We start from the raw sequence: 19740 nt of genomic DNA, 5'->3' as shown, positions 1-19740 counted from the left end.
ACGTATTTGTTTCAGTTCCCGCTTGTTGAACTATGAACTCGCGCACGCAAGAGCGCGTCGAACAATGGGATTCTCATCAGTTCGATGGCGGGTACGATGGGCTTGCTGATCTCGCTGCTGCTGACTTCTCGGGGGCTGTTGTCGCCGCTGGGACGTGGCTATTTATGCTCAACGGCCGCATCGTCGGCATCGTCGACGGATCAGTTTCGGACTTCGAGACCACGACGGGGACGGTCTATGAGGCACCGCATCCGTCGCTCCCACTGCTCTCGGCGATGGAGGAAGCAGACGGTGACACGAGAGCGAAGTACTACACGAACGAGACACCACTGCACGAAGTCGACGAGACACTCCAGAGCGGCTCGTTTACGGGATATGTCGAACTGAGCGAAAACGTCCTTAGTGGAGACTACTACGCCGTCTACTACGGCGGTCGTCGAATGGCGGCGGCCTACATCGGCAACGCCGAGCAGCTGCTGACCGGCGATGAGGCGTTCGAACGTGCCGACAACGAGGTTGGGATCTACGAAGTAACCGACGTCGACATCGACGTCACCGACGTTCCAGGCACGGACACGACCGAACACGTCGACGATTCGAGTGCGAACCACGAGACCACTCCCGACACCGAGCCGGAACCGACGCCAAGCGCAGCGACGACCGACGAGCCAAACACGGAGATGGACACCGAGCCGAGTGCCGATCCGACGGAGTCGGCGATCGAGTCGATCGATCTCTCCGAAACGGAGCCGACAACGGCCGATGAGCCCGCGGGCACCTCAGTCGCAGATATCTCCCTCGATGACACGACGACGGAGTCACCCAGCGAGGAGACGGATGCCCAGTCAGGGATCACGACGACCGACGGCTCGGAGCCACACCCTGCCTCGAGCGGCATTACTGAGACAGGAGTGACAACCGAACTCGAGAGCGATTCGGCTCCGACGGACGAAGACGGCCAAACGGAACTCGAGCCGGAGACACGTGAGTCCGTCACAGATCTGGCAGCAACGACTGCGATCGACGACAGCAGCAGTTCCGATTCGGGCGCGCCCGAACACGAGTCCGTATCGGTTGGCGACGATGACGAAGCCGGGACCAACGAATCCGCCGAAGCGGTGGGAGCAAACACCACGACGGTCGGTTCGGCCGATGAGTCCGTTGGAACTGACAGCGAGCGCGGCGAACGGTCGAGTCTCGATCCTGCCGCAGTAGAGAAAGCAGCAGCACAGCTGGAGCAGAGCAACATCTCCTGGACTGAAGACGACGTCGAGTCACAGTCCGACGACGAACCACAGGCGGATGACGAACGGTTCGAGCAGGAAGCACAGTGGCGCGAAACGCGGCGTATCCCGTCGATCGATCCAGACAACACTGAATCAGCGGAGTCGGCGAAAAACAGTGCGTCCGCCGGCCGCGGTGACACTGCACGGTCGTCATCGAAGTCGACCACCACTGACAGAGCCGACAACACGTCGGGTCGCACAGCCACGACGGCCGCCAGATCGGAGACACCGACGTCGGAAACGAACCGACAGCGTCAACGATCCGAAGAAGACACCCACAGCCAACGCGGCAGTTCACAACAGGCAGAGCAAGCTACCGCCACCACTGCCGGATCAGCGGACGAACAGACAGCATCCAGCGCTGACCACGAACGGCGAATCGCCACGCTCACACAGCAACTGGAGACGCTCGTGGAGAAACGCGACGCCCTCGCAGCCAGAGCCGAGGAGCTCGAGGCCGAACGCGACCGGCTTCGATCGGAAAACAACGAGCTCTCGACAACGGTCGATCGCCTCCAGTCACGTGTACAAAAGCTCCAATCCGAACTGGAACAGGCTCGTGAATCTGCATCCGACTCGGAGACGGACACGCCGGACGCGAGTACGACACTGCCGGCCCAACAGGCACTGGCCGGAACGAACCTCTTCGTCCGGTATGGCTCGAAGAGCCAGCCAACCCTCGAGACGGCCCACGACGGCGAGGCCGATCGCACCGAGGTCGAGTCGAATCGTCGCCTCGAGTATCACACCGGGTTCGACGCAAGCGACGTCGCCGTCGATGGCGCTCCCTACGAGGAGTTTCTCACCGCGACAATGGAGTATCGGTTCGTCGACTGGCTCACCGCAATGGTGCTCTATGAGATCCGTGATACCGGTAACGCCAACGGACTTGGCGATCTCTACGACGCGATCCCACGAATCGACCGCGCCGAACTCGAGGCGACGATCTCGCTCGCAGACGACGACACCGACGACGTTCCCGACGACGTAACCTTCGATATCGTCGCGTTCGATAAGATGGGGAACCCATTGATCGTCGCAAACCTGAACGAATCGCGCGAGCCCGCAACACAGGCGATGCTCGAGGAGATGGAAGAAGCCGCCTCAGCAGTCAAGGCGAACTACCCCGATCTCGCGGCGGCGACCGTTGTCACCTCGAGTTACTTCGAGCCTGGCGCGCTCGAGGTCGCCGAACAGGCGACGACTGGTGGCCTACTCAGCCGCAGTTCGAAGTTGAGCTACGTTAATCTCTCCCGAAAACAGGGGTATCACCTCTGTCTGGTCGAATCGCGCTCGGAAGGGTTCCACATGAACGTGCCCGAACTGTGACCGCCGGGTTGGACTAATACTGCCGGACAACACGATTCACGCACCGATCACACGTGACCAACTGATTCTCCCAGCACTCTCGCGTGACTGTTGCCGACCATTGCAAGCGGAGTATCGCGTGCAGTCTCAGCGATGAGCGAAGCGAAGTCGGCATAAATGAGTCGGCGCTGGCCAGCGCTCAGTCAGCCGGGTACGTGACTGTCACTAACCGACCGGTTTCGAGTGTGGCCGTCCGTGATGAGCAGATATCGATCGCTGGTCGAGACGCGTTGCCTCGATATCTCCGGCCCTGAAAGACGCACAGAATCAGGCCGGTGCGGTGCGAAGAGAGATTAGCCTTCGATCTCTGCGACGTCTTCGATCTTCATGCCATCGAGCTTGTCCATAATGTCGTCGAGCTTGCCGTCGAGTTCGTCGACGAACTCAGCGGTGCGCTCGGTCTTGATTGCACCCTGGCTGGAGGGCTCGATGAGGTTTTCCTCCTCGAGGACACGAAGCGAGTACCGAACTTTGTGGTGTGGGTAGCCCGTCTCGTTCGACATCTTGACGATCCCGATCGGTTCGTTCTCGATAACCATCTTCAGGACCTGCAGATGTCGTTCCAACATATCGACTTCCTTCTCAAGTCGGTCTATCATGGCATTTGTTAACTTGTCTTTGGGCCTTTTAAAAGTTACTCTCGCGGACTGACCGGTTTCCGCTCAACTGACATCTTGGTCCTGTCAGTAGTTAACGGTTCCGTTCCCAGCGTGGACGAACGATTCACTGGCCTATCACGTCGGCGGAATCGCCCGACGAAACAGTGATGATTCTTCATGAGACCGACCGCTAGTCTCTCGCCAGTGCCGCGCCCGCGGTCGGAGGTTCGTGGTCCGGACCCGGATGACGACCACGGCATCACTCGAGCCACGGTGGTCGGCACCTGGGGCGTTCCAGCCTGATCTATACACGTCTATGTATATCAATACAGGATCACCCCGGCCATACCGTAATCTGTTTATCGGCCGGGCAAGAATCCGCCGCTGTTATGACCGTCACAATCGTCGGGTCGCAACTCGGCGACGAAGGCAAGGGTGGAGTCGTCGACGTCTACGGCGACGCCGCTGACGTCGTCGCTCGGTATCAGGGCGGCGACAACGCTGGCCATACCGTCGTTCACGACGGTGAGAAGTACAAACTATCACTCGTGCCGTCCGGCGCCGTTCGTGGGAAGGTTGGCGTACTCGGCAACGGCTGTGTCGTCAACCCCGAGACGCTGTTCGACGAGATCGACACGCTCCGAGAGCGTGATCTCGAGCCTGACGTGCGCGTGGCCGAACGCGCACACGTCATCCTCCCGTACCACCGCGCGCTCGACGGCATCGAGGAAGCAGAGAAAGAAGACCTCGCAGCCGGGACGACCAAACGCGGCATCGGCCCAACCTACGAGGACAAGGCTGGCCGACGCGGTGTCCGTGTGGGTGACTTGCTCGATCCCGACGTCCTGCGTGAGCGACTCGAGTACGTCGTCCCCCAGAAGAAAGCCCTCGCAGAGGAGGTCTTCGAGAAGGAGACGGGCGAGGCGTTCGACATCGACCACCTCTACGAGACGTATCGTGAGTACGGCAAGCGACTCGAGGAAGAAGACATGACCGTCGACTGTGGAACGTTCCTCCAAGAGCGCATCGACGCTGGCGACAACGTCATGCTCGAAGGCGCACAGGGAACGTCACTCGACATCGACCACGGCGTCTACCCCTACGTCACCTCCTCGAATCCGAGCTCGGGTGGCGCGACCGTCGGCACCGGACTCGGCCCGACCGTCGTCGGACAGGGCGACGTTATCGGCATCGTCAAAGCCTATCTCTCACGTGTCGGCACGGGGCCACTCCCAACCGAACTCGGCGGCGTCGAGGACCAGACGCCTGACTACGACCCGGACGAGGGTGCTGGCGATGACGAGGAAGCGCTCGCGACCCAGATCCGCGACGAGGGTGGCGAGTACGGCACCGTCACCGGTCGCCCGCGCCGTGTCGGGTGGCTCGACATGCCGATGTTGCGCCACGCCGCGCGCGCAAACGGCTTTACGGGACTCGCAATCAACCACATCGACGTGCTGGCCGGACTCGAGGAAGTGAAGGTCGGCCACAGCTACGAGTTCGATGGCGAGGAGATCTTCACCGTGCCCCCGACAACCGAGCAATGGGGTCGCTGTGAGGCGACGTTCAAGTCCTTCGACGGCTGGCCCGAAGTCGACTGGGCCGAGGTCGCAGCCGACGGCTACGAGGCGATTCCGGAAAACGCCCGGACCTACCTCGAGTACATCAGCGACGAACTCGACACGCCGATCTACGCAGTTGGTGTCGGTCCCGGCCGTGGCGAGACCGTCATCGTCGAGAACCCGTACGAATAACGCTTCGGCCTCGTCTTTTGCGGTTCGTTATAGTAGCCACTGAACGTCAGTGCATACCCGATCGCACGACAGCTGTGCGATCAGTGTGCAAACCGTTTCAGTTGTTAGTATAACTGGCGACGACCGCGTTTACCCCGAATATACATACCGCGACCTTTTGCTCGCAGAGGCCGTTGACTCTCTGTGAGCACAGTTTATGAGTGATCCATTCACAGCACTCGTCCGCCGAATCGAGTCTGCCCTTGGCGTCCCAACGGAAACGGTCCGTCGTGTCGAAGCGGTCGACCGATCGATCGCCAACTGGATGGGACGTTGGGGACTGCCGACGCTTCGTATCGCGCTCGGGATCGTCTTCGTCTGGTTCGGCGGGCTGAAGATGTTCGGCGTGAGCCCGGCCGCGGAGCTCGTCGCCGCGACGGTGTACGTCGTCCCACCGGAGCTGTTTGTCCCGGTACTGGGCGTCTGGGAGGTGCTGATCGGCATCTGCTTGCTCTACCGGCCGCTGATCCGGCTTGGTATCCTCCTGTTGTTCCTCCAGATGCCCGGCACCTTCCTCCCGCTGGTGCTCCTGCCAGAGGTGACGTTCACGACGATTCCCTACGGCCTGACCGTCGAGGGACAGTACATCGTCAAAAACCTCGTCATCATCGGGGCTGCGCTCATCGTCGGCAGTACCGTCCGTGAGGAACAAACCCAGTCGGAATGAGCGCAGTCTCATGACCGTTCCGTGATCGGCTGTGTCCGTTTCGTTCCCGAAGCCTTTTGCTGTCTGCGGTAAGCCTGTTTATCATGAAGGAGTCGTTGCTGGAGATCCTCTGCTGTCCGCTGGACAAACACGACTTAGAACTCGAGGACGCCGAGTACGACGATGCCGGCGAGGAAATCGTCGCGGGCACGCTCGTCTGTAGCGAATGTGGCGAGCGGTACCCGATCGAAGACGGCATCCCGAACCTGCTGCCGCCGGATATGCGCGAAGAAACTCCGGCCTGATCAGCCACTGGAACCGTGTCCCAGGAGGTCACCGTCCACGTCAATCGCGGGTCCGCCGACTCACTCGAGACAGCTGTCGGTACCCTCGAGGTCCGTGGCTCGTTCGACCTCCACTTGCAAAGTCATGACACCCCCGCACACGTCCACTGTCGGCTTGGCGGCGACATCGAGCGCATCGCAACGCTCCCCGAGTCGAACTACTACGTCGAAGCTGACGGCGAAACGATCGTCCTCGTCCGCGTCAACGCCGAGGCGATCGAGCGGCCACTCGAAGGCACACTCGAAGTGTTGACCGGGTACGGCTCGGAGTCACTGTCGATTCCCGTCACCGTCAAACCAGCGCCGGGGGACGTCGACGTCGACGAATCGCTGTCGAAACCCGCACAGAACGCACCCGAACCGAGCGATCTCGAGCGACTGATCGCCACCGTCGGCCTCGAGCCGGCGACACTCGGCGTCGTCGCGCTCGGACTCGTCGCCGTCGGAATCGCAGTGCTAACGGCGGCCACGATCGGTGGCCCGGTTGCAATGGCCGGGCTCGCCATCGTTTCGATCGGATTTCTCGTAGCGCTCGTGTTACTGATCCGATAATCACCGCGCTCGCGGGAGACGCACCTGTCGTCAGTTGTCGTGGCGCTCTCTCGCCTCGAGGGTGCCGTCGTCGTCGAACCGTTTTGCTCGAAGGTATCGCGCCCGATAGCGGTTCGCACCGTCGTAGACATCGGCTTCGCGGATCTCGTCGGTTCGACCCTCGGCAACGGCATCGATCAGTTCCTCGAGTTGGTTCAGTTCGCTCGGCGTCAACTCGAGTTCGTAGGTGCGTTCCGCTTCTGACTCGATGACAGTCCACTTGCGCGCGGCGGCGACGACGAGCGAACACGGCTCTCGACACGGGAACTGGCCGTCGCCACCGTCGACCGCGAGGTCGTCGCCCTCCTCGTACTGCCACTCGCGGCGGCGCAGACATTGGGAGTCGACACAGCAGGCTTCGGCCATCCACTCGACGGCCTCACGGGGCAGTTCGTCGATCACGTCGTAGATCCCAGTCTGGCGCTCGGCGGTCTCGAGCCAGTGATCGACGTCCAAGTTATCTCGCAGTTCTCGATGCCAGTTAGCGATCGTCGCCGGATAGAAGAAGCCGATTGTTTCGACGATTTCAGCGCCTGAAAGCCCGATAAAGGCCCAGCCGGAGACCAGTGTCGGCGCGGTCTTCAGCGGTCGATACCGGCCGTCGTCGTCGTTGGTCGAGAGCTCTCGAGCATCTCGTGGGTCGTCGTAGACCTCGAGATCGGCGAGGTCAGTGTCGGCGTCGTCGACGTGCCAGAGATCGTAGACGCGCTCGCCGGCAGGGCCGTCGGCGTCGTCGACGAGTCGGGCCGTCAGACACAGCTGCCCCCACTCGCGGTCGACTCCCTCCCGAAGCGCGTCGTATCGTGCCGGTACCTCGAGAGGGTCGTCCGCAGTCGCCGACATCTCGTCGGCGTCCGACGCGGCTGCAAGCGGTGCCCGCTCACACCACCGCAGGAACGCGCGGCGGGCAGTTCCCTCGCCGCCGACCGTCTGCTGCCAGTAGTGCCAGTTCGTGACGTACGCCGCACGTGGCTCGAGGGCAGCCTCGAGGTCGTCTTCGTCGAGTCCGGACTGCTCGCTCTCGGGGGTCTCGAGGCTGTACGTCTCGCCGTCGCGGTCGATTCGCAGGCCGTCGAACGCGATCTCCGATTCGGCCTCAAGCGTCGCGATCAGCGAGTCGAAATCGGCTGTGGGAATCGTCACGCGTCAGTCACCTGCTCCCGTGTTTGGCTCGAGATCTGGCCCGTCGCTGACGTCGGGAGCCACCGCGGCCCGAACCGACTCGAGGGCGCCGCCGATATCGGCCCCAGCGTCGGCCGCACGCTCGAGGATAACGTCGGCCATCAGTCTCTCGGTGCCGACAGCACCGGCGTACCAGAGACGGTGGCCGTCGACCTCGGCTGGGACCGACCAGCCGAGTCGGTAGTCTTCGGTGAGCCCCATATCTTCGGGGATGTCTTCCTGGGTGTGGTAGCCGTCGGCGATAAACAGCGGGACGACGACGATATCGGCCGTCTCGAAGTAGTCCGTGACGTCGTCGACTTCGGGCTCTTCGTCCATGAACAGCGCCTTGACCTCGTCGAATCGGTTCTGCTGGCGGATTCGATCGGCGTGATACTCGACTGCTTTCGCCGAGTTTTCGTTGCGTTCGGTGCCGTGGCCGACGACCGCGAGGCCGACCCCGTCACCCACGTCCGGATCGTCCGTCACGCTTTCGGCACGCTGGACGATGACGTCAGTCATTGCATCGTGGGTGCCAACGGGGCCGCAGTAATGAATCGTTTTGTCGACGTCTTCGGCCTCGAGTGTGACCTGTGAGGCAGTCGTCCCATCGGAGTCCCACTGCTCGGGATCCCACTCCTCGAGGCGCAGTTCACGGGGGATCACCTGCTCGGTGAAGTAGCCCTCGCTGATAAACAGCGGGACGACAAACACCTCGTCTGCCTCGAGTGTCCGGATCACATCGCGAAAGTGCGGTTCCTCCTTCCAGAACGCCTCGCGGACCTCGTCGAACGCTCCCGTCTCACGGACGGTATCCGCGTGGGCGTACGTGGGGTCCGAGGCGTTCGGGTTCAGGTGTGACCCGTGGGCCGCGATAACCAGCGCTTGCATGGCTCGCCGTTGGGATGGGGCTGGTTTAGGGACTTCGCTGTCGGCGCTCATCGCCGCGTCCGATGACAGACCTGATCGTTGCCCACCAGTCACTGGTTGCCGGTTAGCCGCCAGCTCCGGTGGGATGTCCGATCGTGTGGTCCCGTCGGCCATCGTCACAACCGGCAGTATTACACACCGAAACTGGTCTGTGCGGTACAGGTCACCTCCCGCGCTCGTAACTCGGCGATGGCGACGTAGCCGCCCGGCTGGGGTGCTACCCACTCGGCTTCGTAGGTCGCCGTCTCATCCGGCGGAATCGTCTCCGAGGTGAGCAGTTGCGCAAACGCCTTGCCCTCAGTGAATCGCCAGACTTCGCGCCCATCATCGCGCACGACGAACTCCGCCTTGCACGCGTCCGGAAACTCCAGTTCGACCGGCGTTGGCCCCCTGTTTGTGACGGTGAACACGAACGTTACCAGAGTCGTTCCGTCCGCAGCCGTTGTGACGTCCGCTTCGAGTCGTCCTTCGAGTGTCATGTGGTCGGCTTCGGTGCCGACGCGGATAGGCGGTTCGTCTGGGTGCGTCGAACCGTCGGCTGCCGACAAGACAGCGAACAGTATATGCCGAGTTATGCCCAAGTCGAACGCGTGCAACTGGTGGGCTACGAGCCGAGCGGGCGAGGATCGGCGCTGTTGGTTGGCGACGACGGAGCGATCGAGCACCAGCCTCTCGAGACCGGCACCAGTCTCGCCTACACACTCGAGTCACGACACTGTGCGGGCACCATCCACGACGACGACCATCTCGCCTGCAAGCGGCCATCGGCACCCTACTGTGAGTTCCATACGAGTACGTGGGTCTGTGCCCGCTGTACGGGCACCTGCCTGAAAGACGAGATGGACTGCTATCAGGAGCACGCAGTCTACATCGCTGCCTTCGCCCCCAACACGTTCAAAGTCGGCGTCACCAAATCTCGTCGACTCGAGACCCGGCTCCGAGAGCAAGGCGCCGACCGCGCAGCCCACATCCACACCGTCTCGAACGGCCGGATCGCCCGCGAAATCGAAGCCGAAATCGCCAAGCGGCTCGTCGATCGGGTCCGCACGCCGACGAAAGTCGCCTCGCTCGCGGCGACGGTCGATGAGGCTGCCTGGGACGCAACGCTTGCCGAGTTCGACGTACTCGAGAGGGTTACGCTCGATTACAATTTCGAGTGTGAGCGGCAGCCGGTTCCCGAGACGGTCGCTGCAGGCACCGTCATCGGCGTGAAAGGTCGGCTGCTCGTCCTCGAGAACGGCGGGACGACGTACGCCGTCGATATGCGCGACCTCGTGGGGTATACGGTGGCAAGCGGAGAGACGAGTCGGAATCTTCAGTCGTCGCTCGGCTCGTTCGGCTAACGCGGACAGCCTTGAGCGACACATGGACTGGCCGCGTCCCGGTGATCGCGGTCGGTGTGACCCAGTGTATCCAACACATGGTAATCCTTTTCCGCGGTGGCACAGAAGCAGCAGGCATGGCTGACGAAAACGAATCCAACGACGCAGGAGACGAGGGCGGCGAAGAGAAGTCGTTCCGCGAACGAGTCGAAGAGATTCGAGAAAAACGTGCCGAAGAGGGCGAAGGCGAGGGTGAGCCGCCAGAGAGTCCGTTCGGTGGCGGCGGTGGCCCCGGCGGCATGGGCGGCGGCAACCCGTTCGCGCAGATGATGGGTGGCATGATGGGCGGCGGCCCCGGTGGCCCCGGTGGCCCCGGCGGCGCACCAGGCGGTCGCGGTGAGGAAGCCGGCAACGAAGAACTCGTCCGCGAAGTCCGACAGCTCCGAGACGAGATGCGTGACCAGACGCGCGCACTCAAACGGATCGCTGACGCACTCGAGGACAACTAACGCCACCCAGCCGTCGATTCTTTCTGGCTCAGTTCCCGAGAGCGACAGCTCACGGTCCGGCATGGTCTCGACACGAACAGCGGACCCCAACCCGCAAGTGAGAAACCAGGTGCCGATCAGCGCCGGCGCAGCGATGGGACGCGGCCATCCATCCACTCCGAAACCGACCACCGGCCGACGAGGACGTGGGCGAGTTCGACGCTCACGTACGCGAGGACGATGCCAGCGATGACGTCGATCACCCAGTGAATCCCGAGATACATCGTCGAGATCGCGACGGAGATCCCGAGGACGGCCGCGACGAGGTTCCACCCCGGATAGTACTCTCGCGTGCGGTAGGCCAGGATGGAAACAGTCGCAGCAAGCGAGGTATGTAGCGACGGGAAGACGTTCGTGTTGCGGTTGACCTGACGGGTAAGGTGCTGGTACTGCGGATACGTATCGTACAGCAGTGCATCGACGAGGTCAGGCATCATGTTCCGCGGCCCGTAGGCGATGACGACGATGTACAACACCAGTCCGAGCGTGTAGTTGAGCGTGTACGCTGTCAGGAGTTCCCGAAGCGGGCGCGTCTCCGAGAGCGCGAAGTAGGCGATGACGGGAAACACCAGCAAGAAGATGTAGCCATAGATATAGATAAACGAAAAGTACGCCGTCACCGTCGGCGTCGCCTGTGCTTGCAGCCAAATAATGAACTCCCCCTCGAGGTCATAGATCGGTGCGGTGAGATTCCAGTCGATCAGCCACGAGAACTCCGGGACGGCCTGTCTGGCGACGCTGTTCAACAGCAAGGCGGATGCGAGAACGATTGTGATCGGCGTAATCGCACGCACTCGGCTCCGCCACGCGCCGCGTGTCTCCCGGAGCCGGCCCCGACCGACGAACAACGCAGTCGAGACGAGGACAAGCAGCGTGACGATCACGACGAGTTGCACCAACACCTGACCCAACATCACTGTCTCACCCGCAAGTTGCCGTCGGCGTCGTACCGAAATCCGGCCTCCTCGAACGCCGTTCGTGCCGCTTCGACGTCGACATCGCCCCCGGAGCCGAGAAAGGGGCTCACTGGATCGTCGCCGTCCCACGCGAGGTCGTCAGGAGTCCACTCGTCGGTCACCGGCGTTGCAACCGGCGTCGCGTAGCCGTGAAACACCTCCTCGACCAGCCACGCCTTGTCGATCAACTGCGCGATGACCTGCCGGAATCGAGGATTGCCGAAGGGGGCCGACCGCGCGTTGAACCCGAGCAGGTAGAACGTCCACGTCGGCGACTCGAGCAGACGAACCGCGTCGGTTTCCTCGACGTCGTCGATGACGTAGCTCTCGAGGGGCGAACTCGTGACGTCGGCGTCGTTGGCTTCGATCAGTTGCATCGCCGACGTGCTTCGTGGATCGATCCCGATTCGGATCGTGTCGACGGTTGGCTCAGGGAGGTCGACACCCTCGCGCAGCGTGAAGTGGTCGTCGAAGCGCTCGAAGGTGACGTGCTCGCGCTCGGCGTGATCGTGGTACTGAAACGGCCCGCTGCCGACCGGCGGCAGGTTGTTCGTGACGACTGCGTCGGTCGTGCCCTGTGCGACACGAACGCCGGGAACGGTGGCAGCCGCCGCTCGCTCCGCCCAGCGGTGTTCCGGGAGTATCGGCACCGTCAGCGCCTGTTCACCGACCTCTTGACCCGTCACAACTGTTATTTCGAGCGTGGTCTCGTCCCGGATGTCGATCTCGTCGATCGCCGTGACACGGCCGCGATAGCGCGGTGGCGGTGTGGGCGAGGTGCTATTTCCAAGCGCAGTGTCCTCGAGAAGCCGATAGGTGAAGGCGACGTCGTCGGCAGTGAGCGGCTCTCCGTCGTGAAACTGGCAGTCGGGTCGGAGGGAGACGACGAGCGTCGACTCGTCAGTCCACTCCCAGTCGTCGGCGAGCCACGGCTCGAGCGACCGATTGCCAGCAGCATCGATCCGCTCGGCGGCAAGCGAGTCATACAGCAGATCAGTGAACGTCCCTCGGTCCCGGTACTCCGCGTTCAGCGGGTTGAGGCTTTGTGACGGTCGGGCGTCCATGTGGACGGCCCGAAGCTGCTCGGCGCTGTCGTCCGTCTGTGGCTCGAGGCCGAGATAGCCCGTCCGTGTCGCGAGATGGCCCGCACTCCAGCCGTCGAACCGATCGTCTCTGACGAGCCGCTGCTCGAGTGGGGTACAGATCGGGACGAACGGCTGTTCGATCGCCAGCGCCTCGAGCATCGATGTGACGGCCTCGCGGCGCTCATCGCCGTCGGCGTCACGTTGGGCCTCGAGCAGGTCGTCGACCAAGAGATTCGTAAAACCAAACGGGTTCTGCCAGCCGGCTTCGTCGGCGTACAGCGAGTGGAGCGTCTCGTAGAGAAAGTCCGGATCGGTGCCACCGGGATGGCGGCCAACGCAGAGATCGAAGTCGTGATTGATGAGGACGGCGCGCAGAAACTCCTCGTTGGCTCGCATCTCGATCGAGACGTCGATGCCGACGGCCTCGAGAGTCGCAGCGATTTCCCGGGCGAGCCGGATGCTTTCCCGGTCACCGTCCGCGGGAAGGGTGGTAATCGTCAGCGACAGTGGCTCGATGTCGTCTCGGTTGATGATGCTGCGAGCTTGGCGGAGACAGCCACTAGTCGATACGGTCACCCCGACAGCGCTGGCCAGTGCAGCCCGGCGGCTGATACCACCAGCGCTGCCACCGTCGGTTTCTCGGTCCGGACCGCTCCGTCGTTCATCCATTTCGTTCGTTTGTTACGATTCGCTAGCAGCGATATAACAACATTGTGCTCTCGGAACACAGTATCGAGCCGAGCAGCAGGGATTCGTCTGGCGTCTGCTCAGAACCACTTAGACTCGAGGAGTCGCTCGTACAGTTCCGAGAGCGACCACCGGCCGACGAGTCGGTACGAGAGCGCGACACAGAGCGTTGCAAGCGCCAACCCTGCAAGGACGTCGATCCCCCAGTGCAGCCCCAGATACATCGTCGAGATGATGACGCTGACGGAGATCACACCGGCGACGGGGAACCATTTCGGATAGCTCGAGCGAGTGAGATAGGCGAAGATGCCGACCGTCGCCGACAGCGAGGTGTGTAGCGACGGGAAGACGTTGGTGTTGCGATTGACTTCCCGGGTCAGATACTTGTATTCGACGCTGTGTTCATAGATCATCGGTGACGACCCTGACCCCGTGAGCAGCTGTTCGACGAAGACGTTGCGCGGGCCATACGCAATCACGAGTACGTACAACACGAGTCCGATCGCGTAGTTGAACGCATACGCAGTGAGCAGCCGCCGAAACATCTTGGTGTCCGACAGGGCGAAATACGCCACGACTGGGAAGACCAGCAGGAACGTGTAGCCGTAGATGTAGATAAACGTCAGATACGACGTCAGCTCCGGCGACGACACTCCCAGGAAGATCAGGACGAACTCGCCTTCGAGTTGACGGATCGTCTCGGTCATATGGAACCCGATGTCCGAATCGACACCGCCCCACCGGATCAGTCGGCTGACCAGCAACACGACTGAGAGAGCAAGAATCGCCGGCGCAGCGACTCGAATCCGAGACCGCCACTCCGTTCGCGTCGTCGCGAGTCGCTTTCGGCCGATGAATAACCCAACCGAAATCGGGAGCAAGAACCCGACGACAAGGACAACCCTCGTCAGTACCTCAACAAGCATTAGTTTCGAATATGGAGTCGTCCATCATCGTCGTACCGAAAGTTCCCAGCCGACTCGAACACGTCACGCGCCGCCTCGACGTTTACCATCCCATCGGTACCGATAAACGGTGTAACGGGGTCTTCGTCGTCCCATTCGAGGCCGTCAGGAACCCAGTCATCGGCGACTGGACACGAGAGCGGCGTCGCACGATCGTAGAAAATCTGCTCGGTGATCCACGCTTTATCGAGCAGCCGGCACACTGCCCGCCGGAAGCGTGGATCGCTACACGGCGACGCATTTGTATTGAACCCGAGGTGATAGAACGTCCACGAGGGCGACTCGAGCTGTACGGCGTCGGAGTCATCCGAAATGCCACCGACCGAGTGTGACTCGAGCATCGACGACGTCAGATCCGCGTCGCCGCTTTCGATCCGTGAAATCGAGGAGGTACTGCCAGGATCGACGCTGAATCGGAGTTCCTCGACCGTCGGTTCGGGGAGGGTAACGTCTTCCCGACGGGTGAAGTGGTCGTCGAAGCGCTCGAGATGCAGGTAGTTCCGTTCGGATTGGCTCTCGAACTGGAAGGGGCCGCTCCCGATTGGCGGGACCGAGTCGGTCGTGACGGGTCCCCATCGACCCTGTGGTGCCGAGAAGTCATCGAGATCACTAATCCGGCTCTGGAGTTCCTCCCGCCAGATATGTCGAGGGAGGATCGGGACTGTCAGCGCACGGTTGCCGACCTCGCGGCCGGAATCGACGGTCATTCGAAGCTCGTACTCATCTTTGATTTCGATTTCGTTGATCGCACTCACCTGACCGCGATACCGTGGGGCCGGTGACGGACTGGTGGCGTGTCCGAGCGCAGTGTCTTCGAGGAACCGGTAGGTGAAGGCGACGTCTTCAGCGGTCACGGGTTCCCCGTCGTGGAACGTACAGTCCTCTCGGAGCGTCACCAGTGCAGTCAACGTCTCTTCGGCGTCCGTTTCGGTCTCGTCCGACTCGACATCCGAGTCATGCGCATCAATTTCGTCGGTCGGCACCCAGTCCCAGTCGGCGAGCCACGGCTCGACCTCGTAGTCCACCTCGCCGTCGGCTTCGGTGACGACAAGCGTTCCCAGCGAGTCATACAGCAGGTCGACGACTGTACCCCGTTCGCGGACCGTCGCCGAAAGTGGGTTGACGTTTTGGGTCGGCCGTGCGTCAGTCACGAGCGCGTGCAGTCGGTCGACGTCTTCCTCCGGTTCGAGACCGAGATAGCCACGACGGGTCGCGGGGTGGTTGTCACCCCAACCCTCAAAACGGGTGCTGGCGACGCGATGCTCGTCGGGACGGCAGATCGGATCGAACGGCTTCTCCTCGGCGATACTTCGCAGCACTGGCTGGATCACCTCATGCCGTACATCACCGTCGGCCCGACGCTGGGCCTCGAGGCCAGGATCGATAAACGTCGGCTGGGTGTACTGGAAGGGGTTCTGCCAGCCGGATTCGTCGGCGTACGTGGAATGGAGGGCCTCGTAGAGGAAGTCGGGGTCGTAATCGGCGGGGTGACGACCGACGTAGAGGTCGAAGTCGTGGTCGATGAGGACCATTTCCAGAAACTCGGAGGGCGACCGCCAGGCGATGGAGGTGTCGACACCGACCGCCTCGAGGTTCCGCTCGAGATGGCGTGCGATGCGGACGGTCTCTCTGTTGCCATCGTCGGGGACCGTGACGAGAGACAACGAGAGGCGGTCGTCCTTGTCATCGCTGACGACGCGTTCGACGGTATCGACACAACCGCTCAACGAGAGCGACAGCCCCGCTGCACCAGCAGCAAGGACCGAACGCCGGTCGACACCGTCAACAGGGTCGGTTGTATCACAGTTCATTCAGCTGGTATACAGCTTTGCTGTTGGTATATAACAATATTGCGCATTAGCAGTGAGTATAGAGAACTACCGGAACGTTCATTGGTGTTGTTTTTCTCGACAGTATCCAACATCTGTGTGACAATCACTCATGGAAGCCAACAGTTGCGGTCATCAGCCCCTGTTTCGAACAGTTACAAAGGCGGCTTCGAGAACAAAACATCAATAGGCGAACCGACGAAATGTGTGGTATGGATATCGCCGCCGAACGAATCGAACGCCTTCAGGAGTTGGCTCGAGCGGCGGCGACGGAGGGAAACCACGATCGGGCGCGATACTACGTCCGTCTGGCTCGTCGTGTTGCAGAACGTAACCGACTCACGCTGCCACGTAAGTTTCGACGCTTTACCTGCGATCGCTGTGATGCATACTTGCGACCAGGTCAGAACGCTCGTGTGAGACTTCGAGATGGGCACGTCGTCGTTACCTGTGACTGCGGGGCACACGCGCGGTATCCCTACGAGAGCAACACGGCGTAGCCGGAGTCTCACCGCTTGTGACCGCCTTTCGGGGTGAGATTCCGAATCGGGAAGATTGAAACGGCTCGCTTCGCTACTGAGGGCCATGGATACACAAGAACTCAAGCAAGAAGCACACGATCTCGACGTCACTGTCTGGGTCGGCAAGAGCGGCCTCGAGGCAGTCGTCGACGAACTTAACGATCAGCTCTCGAACGAGAACCTCGTGAAGGTCAAATTCCTTCGTGCGGCGCGCGCGGGCAGTTCGACCGAGGAGAAGGCGGCCGACCTCGCCGACAGAGTCAATGCTGAGCTAATCGACACCCGCGGCCATACGGCAGTCTTCCACCGATGAGCGTCGGGAGTGGTTTGCTCCCGCTCCAAGCGACGGATCTCGGCGCGATTGGGACCTTCCTCGAGGAAGCAGGACTCGATGCAGCGCTCGCGGCGAGCGCAGAGAGCGCGATCAAGTTCGTCATCGCGTTCGTCGCGATCTGGATCGTCGGCCGACTGATCGTGTTGCCCTTAGTCAAGCGAGCGTTCGACAAGCGAGACCTCGACGAACACGCCCAGAACCCGCTGTTGATGCTGACGAGGTTCGGCATCGCGTTCGTCGCGGTTGCGATCGCCTTCGGCTTTGCCAACTACGGCAACTTCCTCGTGTCGATGGCCGGCATCGCCGCGGCTGGTGCACTTGCGATCGGGCTGGCGATGCAGAACGTCATTTCGAACTTTGTCGCGGGCGTGTTCATCTACACTGACAAACCGTTCCGGATCGGCGACTGGATCGAGTGGGACGGTCACTCGGGTGTCGTCGAGGACATTAGTCTTCGTGTGACGCGTGTGCGAACGTTCGACAACGAGCTATTGACGGTGCCGAACTCGGCGCTCACGAACACCGTCCTGAAAAATCCTGTCGACGCCGACAAACTGCGGCTGAAGTTCGTCTTCGGAATCGGCTACGGCGACGACATCGAGCAGGCGACCGACATTATCGTCGACGAGGCCGAGCGCCATCCCGACATCATGGACGACCCCGCACCCTCCGTTCGATTGACCGAACTCGGCGACTCCGACGTCGGACTCCAGTCACGGTTCTGGATCGCGAACCCGTCTCGTGCTGACTTCGTTCGGACACGCGGTGAGTACGTCACCGCAGTCAAGGAACGATTCGACGAGGAAGGGATCGATATCCCCTATCCCGTCCGGACACTCGAGGGCGGCCTCGAGCTCGAAGACAGACAGCGACTCGCTCAGACGACCGACTAGCGCGGCGGTTCGGCGACCCGTTTTTGCGTGCATATTGCTGACACTCGAGTCCTGACGCCGCTGAACGTCGTCTCCCCACGGGTGAGTCTGTGCGGGAACCACTCGAATCGCGATCACGCTCGTGAACGGAATCTCGATCTCAATCACAAGTTCACTTTCACTACTGAAGGTGAATTTGGAAACGATTATATCATACGAACTGCATGCTACGGATGAAGGTTCAAAGATGGAACCAGTACTCTTGCACCACGTCAGTCACGAAATGTTGCTTGGAATTACTGCCCTCGTTGGCACGCTCAGCTTTGCTGGCGGCATGAGCTTCGCAAAGCGGCGAACAGAACAGCAGCCAACCAACACGTCTGCAGTCGACGAATAATACGGCTACGAGTCCTTCCACGTGTTAACGCAGGGTCGACCCGACAGCCATCCACACCTACATCCTGGTTTGACCCTGTCGTGGGACTTCTTTTGAGTAATCAATCGACTGACATCACGACACAGCCGACAGCCGTGCGATCGGTGTCTCGCAGTCCGGTTGACTTGAGTGGAGCGACCGACTGTAATCTGCACGGAAGGCTGTTACAACGAACTGTTCTGGGCGAGTAGAGAGCAACGGCTTGTCGAGGTGAAAATCGGTATGAATGTGGAAGCCGCGGTGGCCCGGCGTTCCAGTCGGAGGAATCCCGGTTGCCTTCTCCACCCCGCGACCCGTCGAGCGACAGGTGTTCGGCGGTCCACTGCTCGCTTCCGCGCCTGATGGGCTGTCGCCGATTAACCACGATGGGACGTCCCTGCGGACGGCCATCGTAGACCGCTGTCCCCGACGGACGAGGCTTCCATGTTGGCTCCCGGGGCTCCGGCCGGTCTGACCGGACGCCCACGGTGTTCGGTCCCCGCTGATGACCATAGCGCGGGTTCTGAGCAGGGCCAAACTGCCCGACCTATCCACCCGATAGTAGGGGGGTGAAACTTAAGGGCCTTTCGTCTCCACGATCGCTCGAGTCAGTCGAGTTGTTCCCGTGCGTTGTGGCGCCACGTTCGGACGTGCACGACGTCGATCTCGAGGACGCTGGCGACCTCGAAAGCGTTGATCGTCGCCAGTCGTTCCGCCGAGTGAATGCCGGCGTCAGCCAGTTTGTCGGCATCAGCAGGGCCAACACCCGTGACCGCCGTGACCGGCGTTGGCTTTGGCCACGGTCGCTCCGACGGTTTCTGCCGAGCAACCGCCGCGATGGGTGAATGGTCGTACTCGAAGGCCTGCCACTCCTCGTCGCCGCTTTTGGCGATCCACTCGCGTTCGGCCGCACCGAGCCCACGAACCTCACTCGAGCGTCGCTCGAGGTCGCCGTCGCTGTCGAACGTCCAGGGAAGCGAGAACCGTCGCCGCAGGGTCTTTGCGGTCGACTCATCGACACCAGCATCCAACAGCATTCGGTAGGAACAGCGCTTTTCCGAGAGCGCCTCTGGATCGATCTCGGCGTCCTCGAGCCGTGCTCGTTCGTCGGCCTCGAGTCGTGGCCCGTCACCGGTGGACACGTCGTGTGTGGACACGTTAGTTGCTGTATCGGCTGCCTCGAGCAGTGTTTCCTCGTCGAAGGTGAGGTCGACATCGGCAGAAGCGTCCGACTCGACTGCCTCGAGATCGATGTCGATTCCGAGTCCGAGGTCGTCGATTACGGCGTCGCTGTTGGTCCGGTCAGTTGTCGCTTCGGCCTCCCCGTCCCGCTCAGTGGCAGCGTCGTTTTTACTCACGCGATTCACCGGGTCTGTCTGGAACTTTCACCCATCATCCTTGAAGGTTTCTCCCACTGACGGCTGTCGTGTGTCTATCGGGTAGCAACCAGTGTCAGCGTGTTCGAGAGCCAGTTTGCCATGGTACGAC

General features: G+C 61.6%; 21 protein-coding genes and 1 other RNA gene. 12 read left to right on the top strand and 10 right to left on the bottom strand.

Annotation, left to right across the window (positions count from 1 at the left end):
• Positions 1-32 precede the first annotated feature (32 nt).
• Positions 33-2615, top strand: a complete 2583-nt coding sequence (locus ACERJA_RS02150) for a transcriptional regulator (protein WP_373606664.1) — start codon at positions 33-35, stop codon at positions 2613-2615.
• 332 nt (positions 2616-2947) lie between these two features.
• On the opposite strand, the gene ACERJA_RS02145 is transcribed toward ACERJA_RS02150, so the two are convergent.
• The gene (locus ACERJA_RS02145) at positions 2948-3253 is read right to left on the bottom strand and encodes a hypothetical protein (protein WP_008163294.1); all 306 of its coding nucleotides are present in this window, start codon (positions 3251-3253) and stop codon (positions 2948-2950) included.
• 177 nt (positions 3254-3430) lie between these two features.
• On the opposite strand from ACERJA_RS02145, the gene ACERJA_RS02140 reads away from it, so the two are divergent.
• From ACERJA_RS02140 to ACERJA_RS02120, 5 genes are all read left to right on the top strand, one after another.
• A complete protein-coding gene (locus tag ACERJA_RS02140) occupies positions 3431-3556 on the top strand; it encodes a hypothetical protein (protein ID WP_373606663.1) in 126 nt (41 codons plus the stop codon).
• An 86-nt stretch (positions 3557-3642) separates the two neighbouring features.
• Positions 3643-5007 (top strand): adenylosuccinate synthase, encoded by a 1365-nt coding sequence (locus tag ACERJA_RS02135; RefSeq protein WP_373606662.1) that lies wholly within the window; start codon positions 3643-3645, stop codon positions 5005-5007.
• Between the two features lie 196 nt (positions 5008-5203).
• A complete protein-coding gene (locus tag ACERJA_RS02130) occupies positions 5204-5713 on the top strand; it encodes a hypothetical protein (protein ID WP_373606661.1) in 510 nt (169 codons plus the stop codon).
• Between the two features lie 83 nt (positions 5714-5796).
• Positions 5797-5997, top strand: a complete 201-nt coding sequence (locus tag ACERJA_RS02125; protein WP_049890008.1) for a methytransferase partner Trm112 — start codon at positions 5797-5799, stop codon at positions 5995-5997.
• Between the two features lie 15 nt (positions 5998-6012).
• Positions 6013-6588 carry a hypothetical protein gene (locus tag ACERJA_RS02120; protein ID WP_373606660.1) on the top strand — a complete coding sequence of 192 codons (576 nt, stop codon included), beginning with the start codon at positions 6013-6015 and terminating at the stop codon, positions 6586-6588.
• A 30-nt stretch (positions 6589-6618) separates the two neighbouring features.
• Here ACERJA_RS02120 and ACERJA_RS02115 read toward each other — a convergent pair whose 3' ends face one another.
• The 3 genes from ACERJA_RS02115 to ACERJA_RS02105 all read right to left on the bottom strand — a co-directional run bounded on the left by ACERJA_RS02115 (position 6619) and on the right by ACERJA_RS02105 (position 9197).
• Positions 6619-7770, bottom strand: a complete 1152-nt coding sequence (locus ACERJA_RS02115; protein WP_373606659.1) for a DR2241 family protein — start codon at positions 7768-7770, stop codon at positions 6619-6621.
• Positions 7771-7773: 3 nt separating this feature from the next.
• Positions 7774-8679, bottom strand: a complete 906-nt coding sequence (locus tag ACERJA_RS02110) for a CbiX/SirB N-terminal domain-containing protein (protein WP_373607441.1) — start codon at positions 8677-8679, stop codon at positions 7774-7776.
• 170 nt (positions 8680-8849) lie between these two features.
• Complete coding sequence (locus ACERJA_RS02105; protein WP_373606658.1) at positions 8850-9197, bottom strand: BsuPI-related putative proteinase inhibitor; 348 nt, start codon at positions 9195-9197, stop codon at positions 8850-8852.
• A 111-nt stretch (positions 9198-9308) separates the two neighbouring features.
• Between ACERJA_RS02105 and ACERJA_RS02100 the strand changes: the two genes are divergently transcribed.
• Together ACERJA_RS02100 and ACERJA_RS02095 are read left to right on the top strand one after the other, a co-directional pair.
• Positions 9309-10061: a DUF2797 domain-containing protein gene (locus tag ACERJA_RS02100; protein ID WP_373606657.1), complete on the top strand. Its 753-nt coding sequence runs from the start codon at positions 9309-9311 to the stop codon at positions 10059-10061.
• A 77-nt stretch (positions 10062-10138) separates the two neighbouring features.
• On the top strand, positions 10139-10549 hold the full coding sequence (locus ACERJA_RS02095) for a hypothetical protein (RefSeq protein ID WP_373606656.1): 411 nt from the start codon (positions 10139-10141) through the stop codon (positions 10547-10549).
• A gap of 116 nt (positions 10550-10665) precedes the next feature.
• On the opposite strand, the gene ACERJA_RS02090 is transcribed toward ACERJA_RS02095, so the two are convergent.
• From ACERJA_RS02090 to ACERJA_RS02075, 4 genes are all read right to left on the bottom strand, one after another.
• Complete coding sequence (locus ACERJA_RS02090; RefSeq protein WP_373607440.1) at positions 10666-11502, bottom strand: phosphatase PAP2 family protein; 837 nt, start codon at positions 11500-11502, stop codon at positions 10666-10668.
• Positions 11502-13298, bottom strand: a complete 1797-nt coding sequence (locus tag ACERJA_RS02085) for an ABC transporter substrate-binding protein (protein ID WP_373606655.1) — start codon at positions 13296-13298, stop codon at positions 11502-11504. The genes ACERJA_RS02090 and ACERJA_RS02085 overlap by 1 nt, the downstream gene beginning before the upstream one ends.
• 98 nt (positions 13299-13396) lie before the next feature.
• Positions 13397-14242, bottom strand: a complete 846-nt coding sequence (locus ACERJA_RS02080) for a phosphatase PAP2 family protein (protein ID WP_373606654.1) — start codon at positions 14240-14242, stop codon at positions 13397-13399.
• The gene (locus ACERJA_RS02075; protein ID WP_373606653.1) at positions 14242-16092 is read right to left on the bottom strand and encodes an ABC transporter substrate-binding protein; all 1851 of its coding nucleotides are present in this window, start codon (positions 16090-16092) and stop codon (positions 14242-14244) included. The genes ACERJA_RS02080 and ACERJA_RS02075 overlap by 1 nt, the downstream gene beginning before the upstream one ends.
• Positions 16093-16322: 230 nt before the next feature.
• Between ACERJA_RS02075 and ACERJA_RS02070 the strand changes: the two genes are divergently transcribed.
• From ACERJA_RS02070 to ACERJA_RS02055, 4 genes are all read left to right on the top strand, one after another.
• Positions 16323-16610 (top strand): ribonuclease P protein component 4, encoded by a 288-nt coding sequence (locus ACERJA_RS02070; RefSeq protein WP_373606652.1) that lies wholly within the window; start codon positions 16323-16325, stop codon positions 16608-16610.
• An 85-nt stretch (positions 16611-16695) separates the two neighbouring features.
• Positions 16696-16944 (top strand): YhbY family RNA-binding protein, encoded by a 249-nt coding sequence (locus ACERJA_RS02065; RefSeq protein ID WP_373606651.1) that lies wholly within the window; start codon positions 16696-16698, stop codon positions 16942-16944.
• Positions 16941-17858: a mechanosensitive ion channel family protein gene (locus ACERJA_RS02060; RefSeq protein ID WP_373606650.1), complete on the top strand. Its 918-nt coding sequence runs from the start codon at positions 16941-16943 to the stop codon at positions 17856-17858. The genes ACERJA_RS02065 and ACERJA_RS02060 overlap by 4 nt, the downstream gene beginning before the upstream one ends.
• A 226-nt stretch (positions 17859-18084) precedes the next feature.
• Positions 18085-18234 carry a hypothetical protein gene (locus ACERJA_RS02055; protein WP_159440154.1) on the top strand — a complete coding sequence of 50 codons (150 nt, stop codon included), beginning with the start codon at positions 18085-18087 and terminating at the stop codon, positions 18232-18234.
• 264 nt (positions 18235-18498) lie between these two features.
• Here ACERJA_RS02055 and ffs read toward each other — a convergent pair.
• Together ffs and ACERJA_RS02045 are read right to left on the bottom strand one after the other, a co-directional pair.
• Positions 18499-18810: signal recognition particle sRNA (ffs, locus tag ACERJA_RS02050), an RNA gene on the bottom strand.
• 50 nt (positions 18811-18860) lie between these two features.
• The gene (locus tag ACERJA_RS02045; RefSeq protein WP_373606649.1) at positions 18861-19610 is read right to left on the bottom strand and encodes a hypothetical protein; all 750 of its coding nucleotides are present in this window, start codon (positions 19608-19610) and stop codon (positions 18861-18863) included.
• Positions 19611-19740 lie beyond the last annotated feature (130 nt).

The organism is Natronorubrum sp. A-ect3 (genome assembly GCF_041821125.1).
Classification (GTDB): domain Archaea; phylum Halobacteriota; class Halobacteria; order Halobacteriales; family Natrialbaceae; genus Natronorubrum; species Natronorubrum bangense.
This window is presented reverse-complemented; position numbering and strand designations above follow the sequence as displayed.